This window comes from Halorubrum sp. 2020YC2 (genome assembly GCF_018623055.1).
Taxonomy (GTDB): Archaea; Halobacteriota; Halobacteria; order Halobacteriales; family Haloferacaceae; genus Halorubrum.
Map to the genome: position 1 here is coordinate 2,287,938 of NZ_CP076019.1, position 15,643 is coordinate 2,303,580.

The 15,643-nt window shown below is 70.0% G+C and carries 13 protein-coding genes; 4 read left to right on the top strand and 9 right to left on the bottom strand.

The genetic code is table 11. The features are described from left to right. Positions 1–160 precede the first annotated feature (160 nt). Entirely contained in the window at positions 161–886 is a 726-nt protein-coding gene (locus KI388_RS11455; RefSeq protein WP_215086749.1) for a nucleoside phosphorylase, read from the top strand. 30 nt (positions 887–916) lie between these two features. Here the strand turns inward: KI388_RS11455 and KI388_RS11460 are convergent, their stop codons facing one another. Next, positions 917–1,363: a UPF0179 family protein gene (locus KI388_RS11460; protein WP_215086750.1), complete on the bottom strand. Its 447-nt coding sequence runs from the start codon at positions 1,361–1,363 to the stop codon at positions 917–919. A 130-nt stretch (positions 1,364–1,493) separates the two neighbouring features. Between KI388_RS11460 and tmcA the strand changes: the two genes are divergently transcribed. Then, positions 1,494–3,779 carry a tRNA(Met) cytidine acetyltransferase TmcA gene (gene tmcA / locus KI388_RS11465; protein ID WP_215086751.1) on the top strand — a complete coding sequence of 762 codons (2,286 nt, stop codon included), beginning with the start codon at positions 1,494–1,496 and terminating at the stop codon, positions 3,777–3,779. Between the two features lie 181 nt (positions 3,780–3,960). Here the strand turns inward: tmcA and KI388_RS11470 are convergent, their stop codons facing one another. The 3 genes from KI388_RS11470 to KI388_RS11480 all read right to left on the bottom strand — a co-directional run bounded on the left by KI388_RS11470 (position 3,961) and on the right by KI388_RS11480 (position 7,724). Further along, complete coding sequence (locus KI388_RS11470; RefSeq protein ID WP_215086752.1) at positions 3,961–4,635, bottom strand: DUF6293 family protein; 675 nt, start codon at positions 4,633–4,635, stop codon at positions 3,961–3,963. Between the two features lie 880 nt (positions 4,636–5,515). Next, a complete protein-coding gene (locus KI388_RS11475; protein ID WP_215086753.1) occupies positions 5,516–5,845 on the bottom strand; it encodes a ferredoxin family protein in 330 nt (109 codons plus the stop codon). Positions 5,846–5,951: 106 nt separating this feature from the next. Continuing rightward, positions 5,952–7,724 (bottom strand): glutamate--tRNA ligase, encoded by a 1,773-nt coding sequence (locus tag KI388_RS11480; RefSeq protein ID WP_215086754.1) that lies wholly within the window; start codon positions 7,722–7,724, stop codon positions 5,952–5,954. A gap of 407 nt (positions 7,725–8,131) precedes the next feature. Here KI388_RS11480 and KI388_RS11485 point away from each other — a divergent pair, with 407 nt between their 5' ends. Further along, positions 8,132–8,371, top strand: a complete 240-nt coding sequence (locus KI388_RS11485; RefSeq protein WP_215086755.1) for a hypothetical protein — start codon at positions 8,132–8,134, stop codon at positions 8,369–8,371. Positions 8,372–8,445: 74 nt separating this feature from the next. Here the strand turns inward: KI388_RS11485 and surE are convergent, their stop codons facing one another. Next, entirely contained in the window at positions 8,446–9,315 is an 870-nt protein-coding gene (surE, locus tag KI388_RS11490; protein ID WP_215086756.1) for a 5'/3'-nucleotidase SurE, read from the bottom strand. Between the two features lie 168 nt (positions 9,316–9,483). Continuing rightward, positions 9,484–10,551 carry a glutamine-hydrolyzing carbamoyl-phosphate synthase small subunit gene (carA, locus tag KI388_RS11495; protein ID WP_215086757.1) on the bottom strand — a complete coding sequence of 356 codons (1,068 nt, stop codon included), beginning with the start codon at positions 10,549–10,551 and terminating at the stop codon, positions 9,484–9,486. A gap of 97 nt (positions 10,552–10,648) precedes the next feature. Between carA and KI388_RS11500 the strand changes: the two genes are divergently transcribed. Continuing rightward, the gene (locus KI388_RS11500; protein WP_215086758.1) at positions 10,649–11,062 is read left to right on the top strand and encodes an Lrp/AsnC family transcriptional regulator; all 414 of its coding nucleotides are present in this window, start codon (positions 10,649–10,651) and stop codon (positions 11,060–11,062) included. 480 nt (positions 11,063–11,542) lie between these two features. On the opposite strand, the gene icd is transcribed toward KI388_RS11500, so the two are convergent. From icd to KI388_RS11515, 3 genes are all read right to left on the bottom strand, one after another. Then, complete coding sequence (gene icd, locus KI388_RS11505) at positions 11,543–12,805, bottom strand: isocitrate dehydrogenase (NADP(+)) (RefSeq protein ID WP_215086759.1); 1,263 nt, start codon at positions 12,803–12,805, stop codon at positions 11,543–11,545. 123 nt (positions 12,806–12,928) lie between these two features. After that, the gene (locus KI388_RS11510; RefSeq protein ID WP_215086760.1) at positions 12,929–13,978 is read right to left on the bottom strand and encodes a glycosyltransferase; all 1,050 of its coding nucleotides are present in this window, start codon (positions 13,976–13,978) and stop codon (positions 12,929–12,931) included. Positions 13,979–14,017: 39 nt separating this feature from the next. Continuing rightward, a complete protein-coding gene (locus KI388_RS11515) occupies positions 14,018–15,571 on the bottom strand; it encodes an HTTM domain-containing protein (protein WP_215086761.1) in 1,554 nt (517 codons plus the stop codon). Positions 15,572–15,643: the final 72 nt, after the last annotated feature.

A 15,643-nucleotide genomic window follows, 5' to 3' on the forward strand; every position in this document is an offset into this window, starting at 1 on the left:
AAACGGCCGATCCGGCCGAAGCCGTCGGTCTCGTCGAGGGGCGGCGAACGCCGATTCGAACCGGCGATAAATTGTATAACGCGATATCAAATGCCGTTCGGGGCGCGACACCCGCCTGCCGACCGGTCCGTTTTTGCGCGCGGCGGCTGTTGCCGCGCGTATGGCGAAACAGCCGCACCTGCTGGTCGAGGAGGGCGACGTACACGACATCGCGGTCATCCCGGGCGACCCCGGCCGCGTCGACCGGATCGCGGACCGCTGTGACGACAGCGAGGTCGTCGCGCAGAACCGCGAGTACAAGGTCGTCAACGCGAGCTACGAGGGGACCGACCTCACGATCTGCTCGACCGGGATCGGCTGCCCGTCGGCCGCCATCGCCGTCGAGGAGCTCTCGCGGGTCGGCGTCGAGACGTTCGTCCGGTGTGGCACCTGCGGGGCGCTCCAGCCCGACATGGAGGTGGGCGATATGGTCGTCGCGACGGGCGCGGCCAAGGAGGAGGGGACGAGCAAGCGCTACGAGGATGAAGTGTACCCGGCCGTCCCGGACTACGACGTGCTCACGGGGCTGGTCGAGGCGGCCGAGGACAACGGCGAGGAGATCCACGTCGGGCCGATCGTCTCGGACGACGCGTTCTACAACGAGAGCGACGAGTACGTCGACGACTGGAACGACGCCAACCTGCTCGCGATCGAGATGGAGGCCGCGACCGTCTTCTCGCTCGCGCGCCGCAAGGGGCTCGCGGCGGGCGCCATCTGTACCGTCGACGGCAACCTCGTCGCGGGGTCACAGAAGGGCGCGGACTCCGACGACGAACTGCCGGAGAAGGCGAAGGACAACGTCGAGCGCGCGATCCGGATCACGCTGAACGCGGTCGCGTCGCTGTAGCGGCCGACCGCTTCTCTCCGCTCCGACTCTCTACTCCTCCGCGCGGAACTCCACGAGCGTCAGCTCGCGGTCGAGCGCGCAGGTCTCGTGCGGCGGCTCGCCGAGCACCTGATCGATGACGCGCTCCTCGTCGAAGTCGGCGCCGTCGGGGACGCAGTAGCCGTGGCTCGGACACTCGGTGTGCGGGCAGGGGCCAGCGAGCGACGCCTTGCTGCCGGCGTACGCGCGCTTCGAGGGGACGTTCGCGGGGACCGACGCCGGCTCGACCTCGACCGCGCGGACGCCCGCGTCGTGGACGGCGCAGTCGAGCGTCTGCGCGTTCTCGCGGATGCCGGTCACCCGGTAGCGGGTGCCCTCGGAGAGGTTGAGGCACTGGCCGCGGTAGGGACACCCCTCGCAGTCGGCCGATTCCCCCTCGTAGACGAACTCGCGGCCCACGTCCGCGAGCCGCGTCCCGATAAGCGTGACCGTGGTCATGCCCGGAGCGACGCGCCGAGCGTCCGTAAGCCTCCCGCCTTCGCGGGCGTCGACGGTTCGACCGGCTCGGGGCGTCCCACCGACGCGGAGGGCAAGACACATCCCCCCGCCTCGGCAACGACGAGCGAAGATGATCGCGGGAGTTGCGTGCGACCTGCGCGCCGAGGCCGAGCGGATGAACGAGCGGCGCGTCCTCGTGCTCGCCGGCGACCGCGACCGGGCGATCGACGCCGCCTACGACGCGGTCGAGTCGCTTGGGGTCGACGATAGGGAGGTCACGATGGTCTCGACGCGGGAGGGGTTCCGGTTCGAGGAGCACCGCCCGCGGAGCGCCGACGAGCTGCTCGGCCGCACCCGCGAGGCGGTCGTCCTCGACTGCCACGAGCGGTTCGTCCCGAACGCGCTCGGCCGCGCGGTCGGCGCCGTCGACGGCGGCGGCCTGCTGGTCCTCCTGACGCCCGCGCTCGACGAGTGGCCGACGATCCGCGACCGCTTCGACGACTCGCTCGCGGTACCGCCCTACGATATCGACGACGTGACGGGGCGGTTCCGCGGGCGCCTCGTCGCGACCCTCCGGACGCATCCCGGAGTCGCGGTCGTCGCGCTCGGAGACGAGGCCGGCGACGAGAGCCTGGAGCGCGACGGACTGACGGGGACGGAAGGTGCGGACGGTGACGGCGGCGCGGCCGGCGCCGCGGATCCGCAGAGCGCGCCGCCGGGGGCGACGTTCCCCGCGGCCGCGTACGGCGCCTGTCGCACGGCCGATCAGGCGCGGGCGCTGCGGGCGTTCGAGGCGCTCACCGGGTCCGACTCGGCCGTCGTGGTCGAGTCCGACCGGGGGCGCGGGAAGTCGAGCGCGGCCGGGCTGGCGGCGGGCGCGCTCGCGCTCGGAGGCGCGGACGTCCTCGTCACCGCGCCCGCGTTCCGGAACGCCGCGGAGGTGTTCGCCCGGGCGCGGGAGCTGATCGGGGGGGAGACCGGCGCCGAGAACACCGAGAGCGACAGCGACCTCCGAACCCCGGGGGGTGGTCGGGTCCGGTTCCTGTCGCCCGCGGCCGCCGCGGAGGCCGCCGACGAGGCGGACGCGGTCGTCGTCGACGAGGCGGCGGCGCTCCCGGTGCGGCTGCTGGAGGGGTTCCTCGACGCGCCCGCGGTCGCGTTCTGCACGACGGTCCACGGCTACGAGGGGGCGGGCCGCGGGTTCGCGGTCCGGTTCCGCGAGCGGCTGCTCGACTCCCGGTTCGCGGTCCGCGACGTGCGCCTCGACGAGCCGATCCGGTACGCGCGGAACGACCCCGTCGAGGCGTGGGCGTCGCGCGCGCTCCTCTTGGACGCCCGGCCCGCGGTCGACGCGGCGGTCGCGGACGCGTCGGTCGACGACGCGACCTATCGCGCGCTCGACCCGGACGACCTGCTCGCGGACGAGACGCTGCTCGGGGAGGCGTTCGGGCTGCTCGTCGCCGCGCACTACCGGACCGAGCCGAACGACCTCGCGCGGCTGCTCGACGCGCCGAACCTCGTCGCGCGGGCGCTCGTCGCGGACGGCCGGGTCGTCGCGGTCGCGCTCCTCGCGCGCGAGGGCGGACTCGATAGCGAGACGCGGCGCGGGATGTACGAGGGCGAGCGCGTCCGCGGCAACATGGTGCCGGACGTGCTCACGAGCCAACTGCGCGACGAGGCGGCCGCCGCGCCGCGAGGGCTGCGGACGGTCCGGATCGCGACCCACCACGCGCTCCGGGACGCGGGGTTCGGCTCGCGGCTGCTCGACGAGGTCCACGCGGAGTTCGGCGGCGACCGCGAGGAGGACGGCGAGGGCCTCGACTACTTCTCGGTCGGCTACGGCGCGGCGCCGCGGCTGCTCCGCTTCTGGCGGCGGGCGGGCTACCGGACCGTCCACCTCTCGACGAGCCGGAACGACGCCTCGGGCGAGCACTCCGCGATCATGCTCCGCCCCGAGACCGACGCCGGCCGCGACCTGCTCGACCGCCACGCGGTCGCCTTCCGCGACCGCGAGCGCGACGGGCTCTCGGACGCGCACCGCGACGTCGACCCGGACGTGGTCCGCGGCGCGCTGCGGGCGTGTTCCGCGCCGACCCCGATCGACCTCACCGACACCGAGTGGCGGTCGGTCGTCGGCGCGTCGGTGGGGCCGGGGATGTACGACACCGCGCCCGGCGCGTTCCGGGACCTCGCGCTCGCGGCCCTGATCGAGGGACCCGAACTCGACGAGCGACGCGAACGACTGCTCGTCCGGAAGGTGCTTCAGGGCCGGCCGTGGGAGGAGGTCGCAGCGGATCTCGATTTCGTCTCGACGAGCGCGTGTATGCGCGCGCTCGGTGACGCGTACGTCCCCGTCGTGGAACGGTACGGGACTGAGTTCGCGCGCGAGGAACGGGAGCGGTTTATGGGCGATTGAGCAAGTCGGCGGCGTATGGATAAATGGCTCTGGTGAACCTCTTGAGTGGTGATATGTTTTGGAGTGCGCGCTGTATTCAGCGCGCTCGCGGGAACCCGTCGACGAATTACCGCTTCAGAGGAACCTGTCCGGGAAGCGATAGAGAGTCAGGTCAGACGCCGAACGAACTACGCGAGATTGCTCATAACATCTCACTGTTTTCTATCATATATTTAAAACCACGAAGCGTATTCTCGCCGTTCGAGGTGATGTGAGCGACCTTTCGCCTTCCTTGCTGGTCAAGGCTGACGGAGCCGTCCTCCACGAGTGGGTTGAGAATCACCGAATCGAGTTTCCGATACTTTCCTTTAATATCACCACCTTGGTAACCAGCGATGAACGGTAGGTCTTGGCTTTCTGCGTATCCGATGAGCCGCTTCTTTGATACCGGCCCCTCCTCAGCAATGTACGCGAGCATCTGTACTTGCTCAGGGGTGGGCGCATCGATAGGATAAGTCGGTAGGTTTGAGATATTAGTGACGTTCCGAGCGACCGGCTCCTGTCGGTGGTCACCGTAGGTATCCGCGCTCACGTAGTACGGGGTAGCCGCCTCCGTGACCATACAGGCGATCATCCCGGCGATGGCAGTGACTTTCCCACCTGTGGCCAGATTAACGTATACATCGTCGTGATCGTACTTTTGAATCAGCCCGGCGATCGTGCCGAGCGCATCGTAGAGGTCGAATATATCGGCATTTACCTCCGCCACTTGGACGGCGGATTCGTCGAAGGCCTCGAAGATATCATCGTAGTATTCGGGATAGTTCTCGGGATCGTCTCTGCTGTGTTTTACAAGCACTACTGTGTCCGCTCCCATCCGGACGGGGGAACAACGACGCGATCGCGTTCGTAGCCCAACGGGATGATGTGGACACGGTCGCGCACATCCATGTCCATCTCAACACTAGATGACGCCATCGAGTCAGCGGGTCCGGGAGATTCTCCGGTGCTATCGTTGGTCATACCGACGTCTAAGCGCTATTTATTGAAGATAGTTGTCTTATTGACGTACTACTGGTGACGATGAGAACATTGTCACGTTGTCAGCATAGTATACAAAACCATGAGCCACTTCGGTAATACTGGGCACCGCCGGACCGCCTCCAATAGGCGGCACGGTCCCCGTGCTCGGCCCTCCATCGAGAGATCGTATCGGTTCTCGGTTTGATTCTCCCCTCATTTTGGGGTGAATAGCCGCCACAGTCCGTGGATGATCCCGATGGGGATTCTTGGGATGGGGAACCCACTCCAATTCGACCGATTAGTCTAATACCGCCGGTATACCGGCGGAATATCAGATGGGTTTTGCGAAAGGCGATACTCCCAGCTTTTCTTATTGTAATAATCACGAGACCTGTCGGTTCCGGTTGTGATTTGGATTCAGGACTTCCCCTCTCAGTCGGCTCGCAACTGCCGGCAGTGGTTTCTCTCAGCTAGCGCGTGTCTGGCACTATTTCATCGTCAACCGGCCATATCAAGACAAATCACCGGCAGACGCGGTGGGATTCGCGTTCACCTCCGTCATTGTCGAGCAACGCGGAGGTGGCTGACGAGGCCGGGGAGGTGTGAGATGTCGTGCGGCCGCGGCCGGGTGGACTCAAATGGGCTTTGACGGCCTTCGTTATCGGTCCGCTGTCCACCACGTATAAAAGAGCAACTCGAACGAGAGAAATCGTCACCGCGCCGACGGCGACTACTCAGATCCGGTTCTCGCGCCCGGGGTCGACGTCGATGGCGTCCACGGGGCAGACGTCCACGCAGAGCATACAGTCGATACACTGGTCTTCGTCGACCGGGTTCGCCTTCCGCTCGGACTCCGGGTGTCCGGGGGTGTCGACCCACTCGAACACGTCGACCGGGCAGTCCTCCAGACAGGCGCCGTCCGCGAGGCAGATGTCGAAGTCGACCGCGACGTGGGTGCCGCGGATCCCCTGCTTCTCGGGCGGTTCGACGGGGCCCCAGACGGCGACGCCGTCCTCGTCGTCGGCCCGCTCGCGGTTCGTTTCGAAGTTCGGGTCGATTGCCATCGTTGCCCTCGCTTCGCCGGTCGCGGGTTTAAACTCCCCGACGAACGAATTCGGTCGGCCGGCGGAAGCGACCGGGCTGAACGCGGTCGACCAGTCGACGACCGACCTAGGGATGCGCGTAGTACGCCAGCAGGTCCTCGGAGCCGTTCGGGCCGTCCGCCTCGTCGGTCGCCTCCGGGTCGAACGCGTCGATCCGGGCGAAGCCGATGCGCACGAACTGGACGACCGCGTCGGGGTCCACGTCCGCGAGCGCCGGCTCCGCGATCCCGCGCACGTCGCCCTCGACCGTCCGCAGGAGGGTTTCGAGCCCCTCGTCGGCGGGCGCCCAGTGGATCACGTCCACGTCGCCCTCGCGGACGACCTCGATGTCGGCGTCGAGGAAAACCAGCTCGTCGCCCTCGTGGCGGACGGGGCCGTACCCCTTGAGCCAGACGCGCTCGCCCTCGGGCGGGAGGTCGGGGGACTCGACGACGATCCGACCGGCGGGCACCTCGCGGTCGCCGCGGTCCGGGTGCTCCGGGTGGAGCGGCGGGTGGCCCGTCTCGGGCGCGGGCGCGTCGCCGTCGACGATCGGTAGCTCCACCGCGGGCGCGTCCTCGCGGTCGCGGACGAAGAAGTAGCGGTTCGCGTCGTCGTCGACCAGGTCGCGGTTGTTCGCGTAGACGGAGGACATCGCCAGATCCACGTCGGAGGTGGACATCCCGAGTTCGGTCATCGAGTCGACGAGGGCTTGGCCCTGAATCCCGCGGCGGCGCATCGACTGGATGGTCGGCGCGCGCGGGTCGTCCCACCCGGTCAGCTCGCCGTCCTCGATGAGGCCCTTGATCGTCGACGTGGAGAGCGTCACGTCGTACTCGTCCACCTGAACGTGGCCCCAGTGGAGCACCTCTGGGTACTCCCAGTCGAAGTAGTCGTAGACGAACCGCTGGCGCTTCGCGGAGTCCTGCAGGTCGATGCCGCGGATGATGTGCGTGACGCCCGTGAGGTGGTCGTCGACGCCGGACTGGAAGTCGAGCATGGGCCAACAGCGGTACTCCGCCGCCTCCTCGCGCGGGTGCGGCGTGTCGATCATCCGGAACGCGACCCAGTCGCGCAGGGCGGGGTTCTTGTGCTCGATGTCGGTTTTTACCCGCAAAACCATCTCACCGGAGTCGTACTCGCCGTCGACCATCGCCTCGAACTCCTCGTGGACCGTCTCGGCGTCCTTCTCGCGGTGTGGACACGCCTCGCCGGCGTTCTTCAGCTCCGAGAAGTCGTCGCCGGAGCACGAGCAGGTGTACGCGCCGCCGAGGTCGATCAGCTCGCGGGCGTGGTCGTAGTAGGTCTCCAGCCGGTCTGACGCCTTCAGCACGCGGTCCGGCTCGAAGCCGAGGTACTCGATGTCCTCTAAGATTGCGTCGTACGCGTCGAGGTCGGGCCGCTTCGTCTCGGGGTCGGTGTCGTCGAACCGGCAGATGAACTCGCCGCCGTAGCGCTCCTTGTACGTCCCGATGACGGCGGGCATCCGCGCGTGGCCGACGTGCCACGGGCCGTTCGGGTTCGGCGCGGCGCGCATCACGACCTCTCCCTCCTCGGCGTTCGGGAGGTCGGGGAGGACGCGGTCGTCGTCCTCGTCGTCGGCCGCAAGCTCCGCGAGCTTGTCGGGGTCGAGCTCGCCCAGCCGCTCCCGGCGCGCCGCCTCGTCCATCTCGCCCACCTCGTTCACTATCGGCGCGAGGACGCCCGGAATCTCGTCGCCGTGCGGGCGGAACTCGGGGTTCTCGCCCATGAGCGGGCCCATGATCGCGCCCACGTCCGGGTCGTTGCCGTGTTTGAGCGCGTTGAAAAGCGCCGCGGCCTCGCCGGCCGCCGCGACGCGCTCGCGGAGTTCGTCGTCCATGGATGTCGCTTGTCGGGGTCGGGTCAAAAGCGCCGCGAAACGGCGGGGAGGGGCGGGTCCCGGAACGACGCGGACGACGGGGGCGGCACGGGCGGCGGCCGCCGAGCCGACGACCCGCGGCGAGGTCCGGGACGGCGGGTAGGGGCACTCGACACGAACCGTCGAACGGGCTTAAACGACCCAGACCGTTCACGCCCGTAACGAGTCGCTACCGGCGTGAACGGTCGAGACCCTTTTGAGCGAGCGGGACCCAGCAGGGCGATCGGTCGTCGCGCCGGGCCGTCGTCGGGCCGGACCGTCGACGCGGAGCGAACCGGTTCGGTTCGTCGCCTTGATGGTCGCCGGGACCGTGATGGGGGCATGAGCGTCGCGTCGGCGGTCGTCGGAACGTGGTCGGGGGGATCGCAGTGGTAGGACCGCTCTCCGAGGCGGAACAGGAGGCCGGCAACCGGAAAATAAAGCTCGTGTTGCTCGCGGTCGTCGCGGTCTCGCCGCCGCTCATCGCCCTCCAGTTCGACCCGACGCCGGTTCAGCTCCTCGCGGCGCTGGGCGTCGGGCTCTGTCTCGGACTCGCGGTCGTGTGGTACCTCGGGCGGCTCGCCGCGGAGTTCACCGCCGGGCAGCGGCGTCCGCGGCGCCGGCGCTGAGACTGCCGCCGGCGCTGAGACCGCCGACGCTGCGACCGCCGACGCTGCGCCGCCGAGGGTCGACGCCGCCCGCCTCAGTCCGCGCCGGTCTCGGCGCCGCGGGCCGGTTCGACGAGGCTGCCGGCCGCCTCGCCCGCGACCGCGCGCGAACTCGACAGCGGCGAGATGCTCGCCTCGCCCTCGACCGCTGCGCGGCGGTCCGAGCCGGGGTCGTCCGGGACGTCGCCGCGGAGGAACTCCCGCCAGAAGCGGTCGCGGAGCTCCATCCCCATCTCGCCGCGGCGCTCCCCGAACTCCCACCCCTCCGCGACGCCCTCCTCGTCCGGGCCCTCCTCGCCCGGCCGGAACTCGATCACGTCGAAGCCGCGGGCCGGCTCGGTCAACCGGTATGTGGGATTCTCCGCCGCCTCGTCGTCGGCGGCCGGCACGTTGACGTTCAGCACGTCGGCGCCGAACGGGAGGTTCCCGTCGTCGATCCGGTCGAGCAGGTCGCCGACGACCTCGCCGGCGACCGCGAAGTCGCCGTTGTCGAGCGTCGGCGGCACGGGGAGGTTCCCGCGGTCGTACAGCGACACCGCGATCGCGGGCGTGCCGAGGAAGGCGGCCTCCATCGCGGCCCCGACCGTCCCGGACTGCCCGAGGATGTGCGCGCCGATGTTCGGCCCGTGGTTACAGCCGGAGACGACCACGTCGGGGTCGAGTCCGAGCGCCACGTCCGCCACCGCGACGCAGTCCGCGGGGGTCCCCTCGACCGCGTAGCCGCGGTCGGTCTCGGTGTAGTCCACCGTCGTCTCCCACCACGAGCGCGCGCCGCCGACGCCGGACTGGTTCGTCGCGGGCGCGACGACCGTCACGTCGTGGTTACGGGAGAGCGCGTCCGCGAGCGCCCGGATCCCGACGGCGTCGATCCCGTCGTCGTTGGTGAGCAGGATCTCGGTTGGCATGCCTCACCCTGCGAGGGGACGGTAGAAAACGTCGCCGGTACGGGACGAGCGCGGAACGCGAGAGGCAGAGGGCCGACGGGGGTATCGAGCGTCGGCCGGGTGGTACTCCGAGCGGTCAGTCGGAGGGGCGCCGAGAGCGGAAAAGCGGGGACTCGGTGGACCGTCGTCTCAGTCGGCCGCGACGCGACGCGACGAGGTCGCCAGATCGAGGACCTCGTCGAAGAAGCCGAGCGAGTCGTGCGGACCGGGGTTCGCCTCGGGGTGGTACTGACGGGTGATCACGTCGAGCACCTCGCTGTCGAGGCCCTCGACGGTGTCGTCGTTGACGTTCACCTGCGTCACCTCCAGCGGGCCGGTGTCGTCGACCGTGTAGCCGTGGTTCTGGGTGGTCATCACGACCCTGTCGGTGCGGAGGTCCTTGACGGGCTGGTTGACGCCGCGGTGGCCGAACGCCATCTTCTCTGTCGAGCCGCCGAGCGCGCTCGTGATCACCTGCTGGCCGAGGCAGATGCCGGCCAGCGGCAGGTCGCCCGCGAACTCGTCGACGACCTCCTGTGCGGCGACGAAGTTCTCCGGGTCGCCCGGGCCGTTCGAGACGAAGAGCACGTCGGGGTCGACGGCGGCCACGTCCTCGGGGGTCGCGTCGTACGGGAGGACGTGGACGTCCGCGCCGCGGTCGGTGAGCGAGGAGATGATAGAGCCCTTCGCGCCGCAGTCGAGCATCGCGACGTCGACGCCGACGCCGTCGGCGCTCTCGTGGACGGTCGGCTCGGTGACCGAGACCTGCGCGCCGATGTCGACGTGGTCGCTCATCGGCTCGCACGCCTCCATCTCTTCGACCGCGTCCTCGGGGGTCGCGTCCGGGCCGGCCGCGATCCCGCAGGCCATCGCGCCCTCCTCGCGGACGGTGGTGACGATCTCGCGGGTGTCGACGTGGTCGACGGCGGGCACGCCCTCGCCGGCGAGCCACTCCGCGACGTCGTCGGTCAGTTCGCGGGCGATCGCCGCGCGCGGCTGGACCGAGTCGGACTCGAACCGCTCGCTTCGGACGCCGTAGTTCCCGATCAGGGGGTACGAGAAGGTGAGGATCTGTTCGGCGTAGGAGGGGTCGGTGAGCGACTCCTCGTAGCCGGTGTACGCGGTCGTGAACACCAGTTCGCCGCGGGTCCGCCCCGGCGCACGGGCGCGCGCTTCGAGCACGCGACCGTCGGCCAGCGCGATGTAGGCGTCCGACATTACGAGATACGTACGCGCAAAGGGATATAAATGCGTCGTTCGAAGGTTCGTTACGATATTCGTAACGGGTAAGGCGGCGGGGGAGAGAAAAGTCGGTATGGACGACCTCGACCGACGGATCCTCTCGATCCTGCGACGGGACGCGCGGACCCCGTACACGGAGATCGCGGACCGGGTGGGGACCTCCGAGGGGACCGTGCGCAACCGCGTCGACCGGATGACGGACGAGGGCGTGATCGAGCGGTTCACGGTCACGACCCGCACCGGCAACGTGAAGGCGATGATCGAGATATCGGTCGAGATGAACGTCAACACCGACGAAGTCGGGCAGCGGATGGTGGAGTGGGAGGAGGTCGACTTCGTCTGGCAGGTGTCCGGCGAGGAGGACGTCGTCCTCGTCGTCGACGCGGTCGACACGCGCGCGGTCAACGAACTGATCACCAAGGCCCGCGAGATGGACGAGGTCAAGTCGACGAAGACGCGGCTCATCCTCGACGAGCGGCTGGGGTAGGCGAGCGACGACTAGTTATAAGTAGATCTGCGGTGGCGCGTGCCGACGAGCAGCCATCAGGCTGCGAGTCGCACGCGCGAGGGAGTCGGCCGACCGGAGCGAAGCGGAGGGAGGCCGACGAGGCTGGGGAGGCGTGAGGTGCGGGGCGGGACTCAAAGGGGCAGCCGCGAGGCGGGCGCAGGCGACGTAAGCACCGCAGGAGCGAGTGAAACGAGCGACGAGGAGCACAGCGAGCGTGCGCCCGTCTCGCGGCTGGGGCTTTGGCGGTGTTCGCCGTCGACCGTCGGTCAGAGACGTATCGCCGAGCGGCTGGGGCTTTGGCGGTGTTCACCGCGGAGTCATCGTTTACGTATCGCCGAGCGGCTCTTTGGCGGTGTTGGCCGTCGGTCCGCAGTCAACGAGCGTTTATAACTAGAGACGGCTCTCGCGCTCGCAATCGGAGAAAGAATAGTAGAGATCGTCGACAGCGATCGACGAGTATTACGCCAGTTCGTCGATCTGCTCGACGACCGCGTCCGCGAACTCGCTCGTCGCGAGCTTCTCGCCGCCCTCGATCTGCCGGTGGAGGTCGTAGGTGACCTGCCCCGAGGAGATGGTCTCCTCGACGGCCTCGCGCACGAGGTCCGCGGCGTCGTCCCAGCCGAGGTAGTCGAGCATCTCGCGGCCCGAGAGGATCATTGCGGTGGGGTTCACCTTGTCCTCGCCGGCGTACTTGGGCGCGGAGCCGTGAACCGGCTCGGCCAGACAGCGGCCGTGGCCGCGGTTAATTCCCGGCGCGATGCCGAGGCCGCCGATCTGGGCGCCCGCGGCGTCGGACATGTAGTCGCCGTTGAGGTTCATCGTCGCGATGACCTCGTACTCGTCCGTGCGGGTCAACAGCTGCTGGAGCATGTTGTCCGCGATGCGGTCCTTGACGACGAGGGTGCCCTCGGGCTGCTCGCCGTCGTGCTCCTCCCAGAGCTGGTCCTCGGTGATCACGTCGTCGCCGTACTCCTCCTCTGCGACCTCGTAGCCCCAGTCGCGGAACGCGCCCTCGGTGAACTTCATGATGTTCCCCTTGTGGACGAGCGTGACCGAGTCGCGGTCGTTCGCGAGCGCGTAGTCGACCGCCTCGCGGATGAGGCGCTTCGAGCCGAACTCGGAGATGGGCTTGACGCCGATGCCGACCGGACCGTCGTGGATGACGTCCGGGACGTCCATGTCCTGTTCGAGGAAGTCGCGTACCTGCTCGGACCCGTCGGTGCCGGCCTCCCACTCGATGCCGGCGTACACGTCCTCGGTGTTCTCCCGGAAGGTGACCATGTCCATCTCCTCGGGGTTCTTGACCGGCGACGGGACGCCGTCGATGTAGTAGGTCGGGCGGACGTTCGCGTAGAGGTCGAGCGTCTTGCGGAGCGCGACGTTGAGCGAGCGGAAGCCGGCGCCGACCGGGGTCGTGAGCGGGCCCTTGATCGCGACGCGGTGGTCGCGGATAGCCGAGACGGTGTCCTCGGGGAGGTTCTCGTCGTACATCTCGCGGGCGCTGGAGCCGGCGTAGACGCGCATCCACGCGATGGAGCGGCCCGTCGCCTCGGCGGCGGCGTCGAGTACCTGCTGTGCGGCCGGCCCGACGTCGGTGCCGATCCCGTCGCCGTGGATGATCGGGATGATCGGGTTAGACGGGACGTTCAGCTCGCCGGTCTCCTCGTCGGCGAGCGTGATGGCCTCGCCGTCGTCGGGGACGTCGACTTTATCATAGCTCATGAACGTTCGAGGATTTCTGTGGCGCCCTAAAGTGCCTGCCGTTTTCGGCGTAAGCGTCGCGCTCGCAGCGTTTGCCGGTTTTCGGCCCGACCGATCTCGGGGACGGCCCGCACCGCAGCGAACTCAGACCGGCTCGACCGAGACGTCGAACAGCGACCGCCAGCGGTAGCGGCGGCCGCCCCAGACGAAGGTTCGGCGGGCGAGCGCGTACGCCATGAGCGGCGGCGCGAGCAGGGCGCCGGGCGCCGCGAGCAGGAACGTCGCGCGGTCGATTCCGAACCGAGCGTAGACCGCGCCCGCGAGCGCCGTGACGAGCGCCACGCCCGCGACCGGCGCGAGCAGACAGAGGGCGGCCATCGAGACGCCGAGGAGGACGTTGAACGCGGTCGCCAGCGGGGCGTGGTACCGGGTGATCGTCAGGAACCGGACGAACCGCTCCAGCGACCCCCGGAACGAACCCCCCGCCCGAACGTCCCGGGTCCGGTCGGCCGCGGTCACGTCGAGGTGCTCGGTGAGCGTCCCGTCGTCGCTGACGGTCCGCCGGAGGTCCCGACGGAACGCCGCCTCTCCGTCGCGGAGGTCGTCGCGCTCGAAGATCACCGCGCCGCCCCACGCGATCCCCCCGACGGAGACCGCGAGCGTCCCGCCGATGGCGTACGCCGGCTCGAAGAAGCGAGCCAGCGGGTCGAGCCCGACGAACACCGGGACCTCGGTCGTCGGCCCGCGGGGCTCGTAGTCGGCGTCGAGCGCCGCCAGCCAGTCCGGCGGGTGGTGAAAGTCGTCGTCGGTCCACGCGACCCGGTCGTTCGCCGCCGCCTCCATCCCGGCCGCTATCGCGTTCGCCTTCCCGGAACATCCCTCCGGCTCGCCGGCGACGCGGAGCCGGACGCGCTCCGGCAGGTCGCCCCGCCGCTCAGCGACGGGGTCGTCCGGGGAGTCGCAGATCACGAGCAGTTCGTCGGCGGCGGGGTCGGCGCCATCGCCGTCGTCCCCGCTTCCGGCGTCGTCGCCCGCTCCCTCGCCGGCACCGGCATTATCCGCACCACCGAACGCCTCGGGACCGCGGAGCTGGTCGGCCACCTCGTCGCAGGCGTCGGTCCAGCGGACGGTCGGCAGCAGGACCGAGACGGGCGCCGAGCGCGTCGCCGCCGAGGTCGGTTCCGAGTCGGTCACGTCGAAGGGATCCGGCCGTCGGGGCATAAACGCCGGCGGTCAGGGGCCTCGACACGACCGCGTGCCGAGTTCCTCGACCCGCGTCTCACCGCGATAGACGTCGACGTCGACCGCGGAGAGGGCGACCGAGTCGACCGCGGCGGCTCCGTTCGCCCCGTCCCCGTCCGGGAACCCCGCCGCGCGGTCGCAGAGGTGCGCGAGAAGCGGGTCGACGCGGTCCGGGTCGGGGTCGTCCGCGAGCGACGTGAGGAACTTCCGCCAGCGCGCGGTGGGGTACGCGCGGGCGTCGGACGGGGGCCGATCGCGCGCGACGCGGTCGCCGTGGAAGGCGTCGATCCGGTCGCCGTCGGCGGTCGTCGCGGTCGCCAGCGCGAGCGCGTCGGTCGAGGGCGGATCCGGCGCGAACATGTCCCAGCCCCGCTGGGTCGGGTCGGCCACGGACGCCACCGGCTCCGGCGCGTCGACGAGTCCGAGCGCCATCCCGTTCCACGCGACGAGCGCGACGAGGAGGACCGCGGCGACGACCGGAACCGCGGCCGCGGCCCCGCCGCGGAGGGCCCGGAGCGCGTCCGGCACTTCGTTGCCGGCGTCGGAGGGGCTCGGGGGCGCGAACGGGCGCGCCGCGAGGCCCCGGACCCGGTCGGCCGCGGGGGCGACCGCGCGCTCGACGCGGTTCCAGACGAACGGGGGGAAGAAGGGGAGCAGCGAGACCGCGGACGTCAGCGAGAAGACGCCGATCTGGAGCGTGAGCGTCATCGAGAGGTGCGCCGCGAGGAGCGTCCCCGCGAGCGCGGCCCGGACCCGCCCGGCGGCGGCGATCAGCAGCGGCGAGGCGACGAGCAGCGCGAGCCAGCCGTGGGTGGCCGCCGAGAGCAGGGGCGACCACTCGGGGACGAGTCCGCCGAGCGGCCCGTGGAGGTAGGTGAGCCGGAAGACGCGCTCGACCGCCTCGCCGGCGGGCCACGCCGTCCCGCGGAGCTTCTCGACCGCGTTGGAGACGTACACCACGGCCACGAGGGCCAGGAGGAGCGCGGAGGCGGGGCCGGCGACGCGGTCCGGTTCGCGGTCGAGCGGCGACGCCGGCGACGCCGAACTGCGATGCCGGACCGCGTCGACCGACCAGCGGGCGCCGAGCGGGCACAGCAGTCCGGCGCCGAGCAGCTGGAGGAGGAGGGTGTCGCCGGCGTTGAGCACGAGGGGGTTCCGCGCCTGAAGCGACGCGAGCAGGAGGAACGAGACCGCCGTCGCGACACGCGTCCGGTAGCCGACCGCGAGCGCGGCGGCGGCGAGCGCGGCGACGAGGAACAGCAGCGCGACGACTCGGGGGTCGCCCGAGACGGCGTGAAGCGAGAGGCGAGCGCCGAGGGGGGAGGCGTCAGCGAGCTCCGCGCGCGGGAGGGCGCCGGCGTCGGTGTAGAAGGCCGTCAGGTTCCGCGCGCGGAGCGCGAGGTCGACGAGGAGGACGGCGCCGAGCGCGATCCGGAACGCGGCGAGGGCGCGCGGATCGATTCCGAGGCGGCGGCGGAGCGCGGCTCGGAGGCGGCGAAGCGGACGGGCCTCGGAGTCGGCGCCGGGGGAATCGGCGGTCGTCACGGTGACTCCGAGTCGCCAAGCGGCGAGGATAGCTCTTGCGGCGTCGGGGCGGGCGGCCGGTCGGCCCCAGCG

Coding starts and splice junctions, on each gene's coding strand:
- KI388_RS11455 (WP_215086749.1), top strand. CDS start 161: ATGGCGAAACAGCCGCACCTGCTGGTCGAGGAGGGCGACGTACACGAC.
- KI388_RS11460 (WP_215086750.1), bottom strand. CDS start 1,363: ATGACCACGGTCACGCTTATCGGGACGCGGCTCGCGGACGTGGGCCGC.
- tmcA (WP_215086751.1), top strand. CDS start 1,494: ATGATCGCGGGAGTTGCGTGCGACCTGCGCGCCGAGGCCGAGCGGATG.
- KI388_RS11470 (WP_215086752.1), bottom strand. CDS start 4,635: ATGGGAGCGGACACAGTAGTGCTTGTAAAACACAGCAGAGACGATCCC.
- KI388_RS11475 (WP_215086753.1), bottom strand. CDS start 5,845: ATGGCAATCGACCCGAACTTCGAAACGAACCGCGAGCGGGCCGACGAC.
- KI388_RS11480 (WP_215086754.1), bottom strand. CDS start 7,724: ATGGACGACGAACTCCGCGAGCGCGTCGCGGCGGCCGGCGAGGCCGCG.
- surE (WP_215086756.1), bottom strand. CDS start 9,315: ATGCCAACCGAGATCCTGCTCACCAACGACGACGGGATCGACGCCGTC.
- carA (WP_215086757.1), bottom strand. CDS start 10,551: ATGTCGGACGCCTACATCGCGCTGGCCGACGGTCGCGTGCTCGAAGCG.
- KI388_RS11500 (WP_215086758.1), top strand. CDS start 10,649: ATGGACGACCTCGACCGACGGATCCTCTCGATCCTGCGACGGGACGCG.
- icd (WP_215086759.1), bottom strand. CDS start 12,805: ATGAGCTATGATAAAGTCGACGTCCCCGACGACGGCGAGGCCATCACG.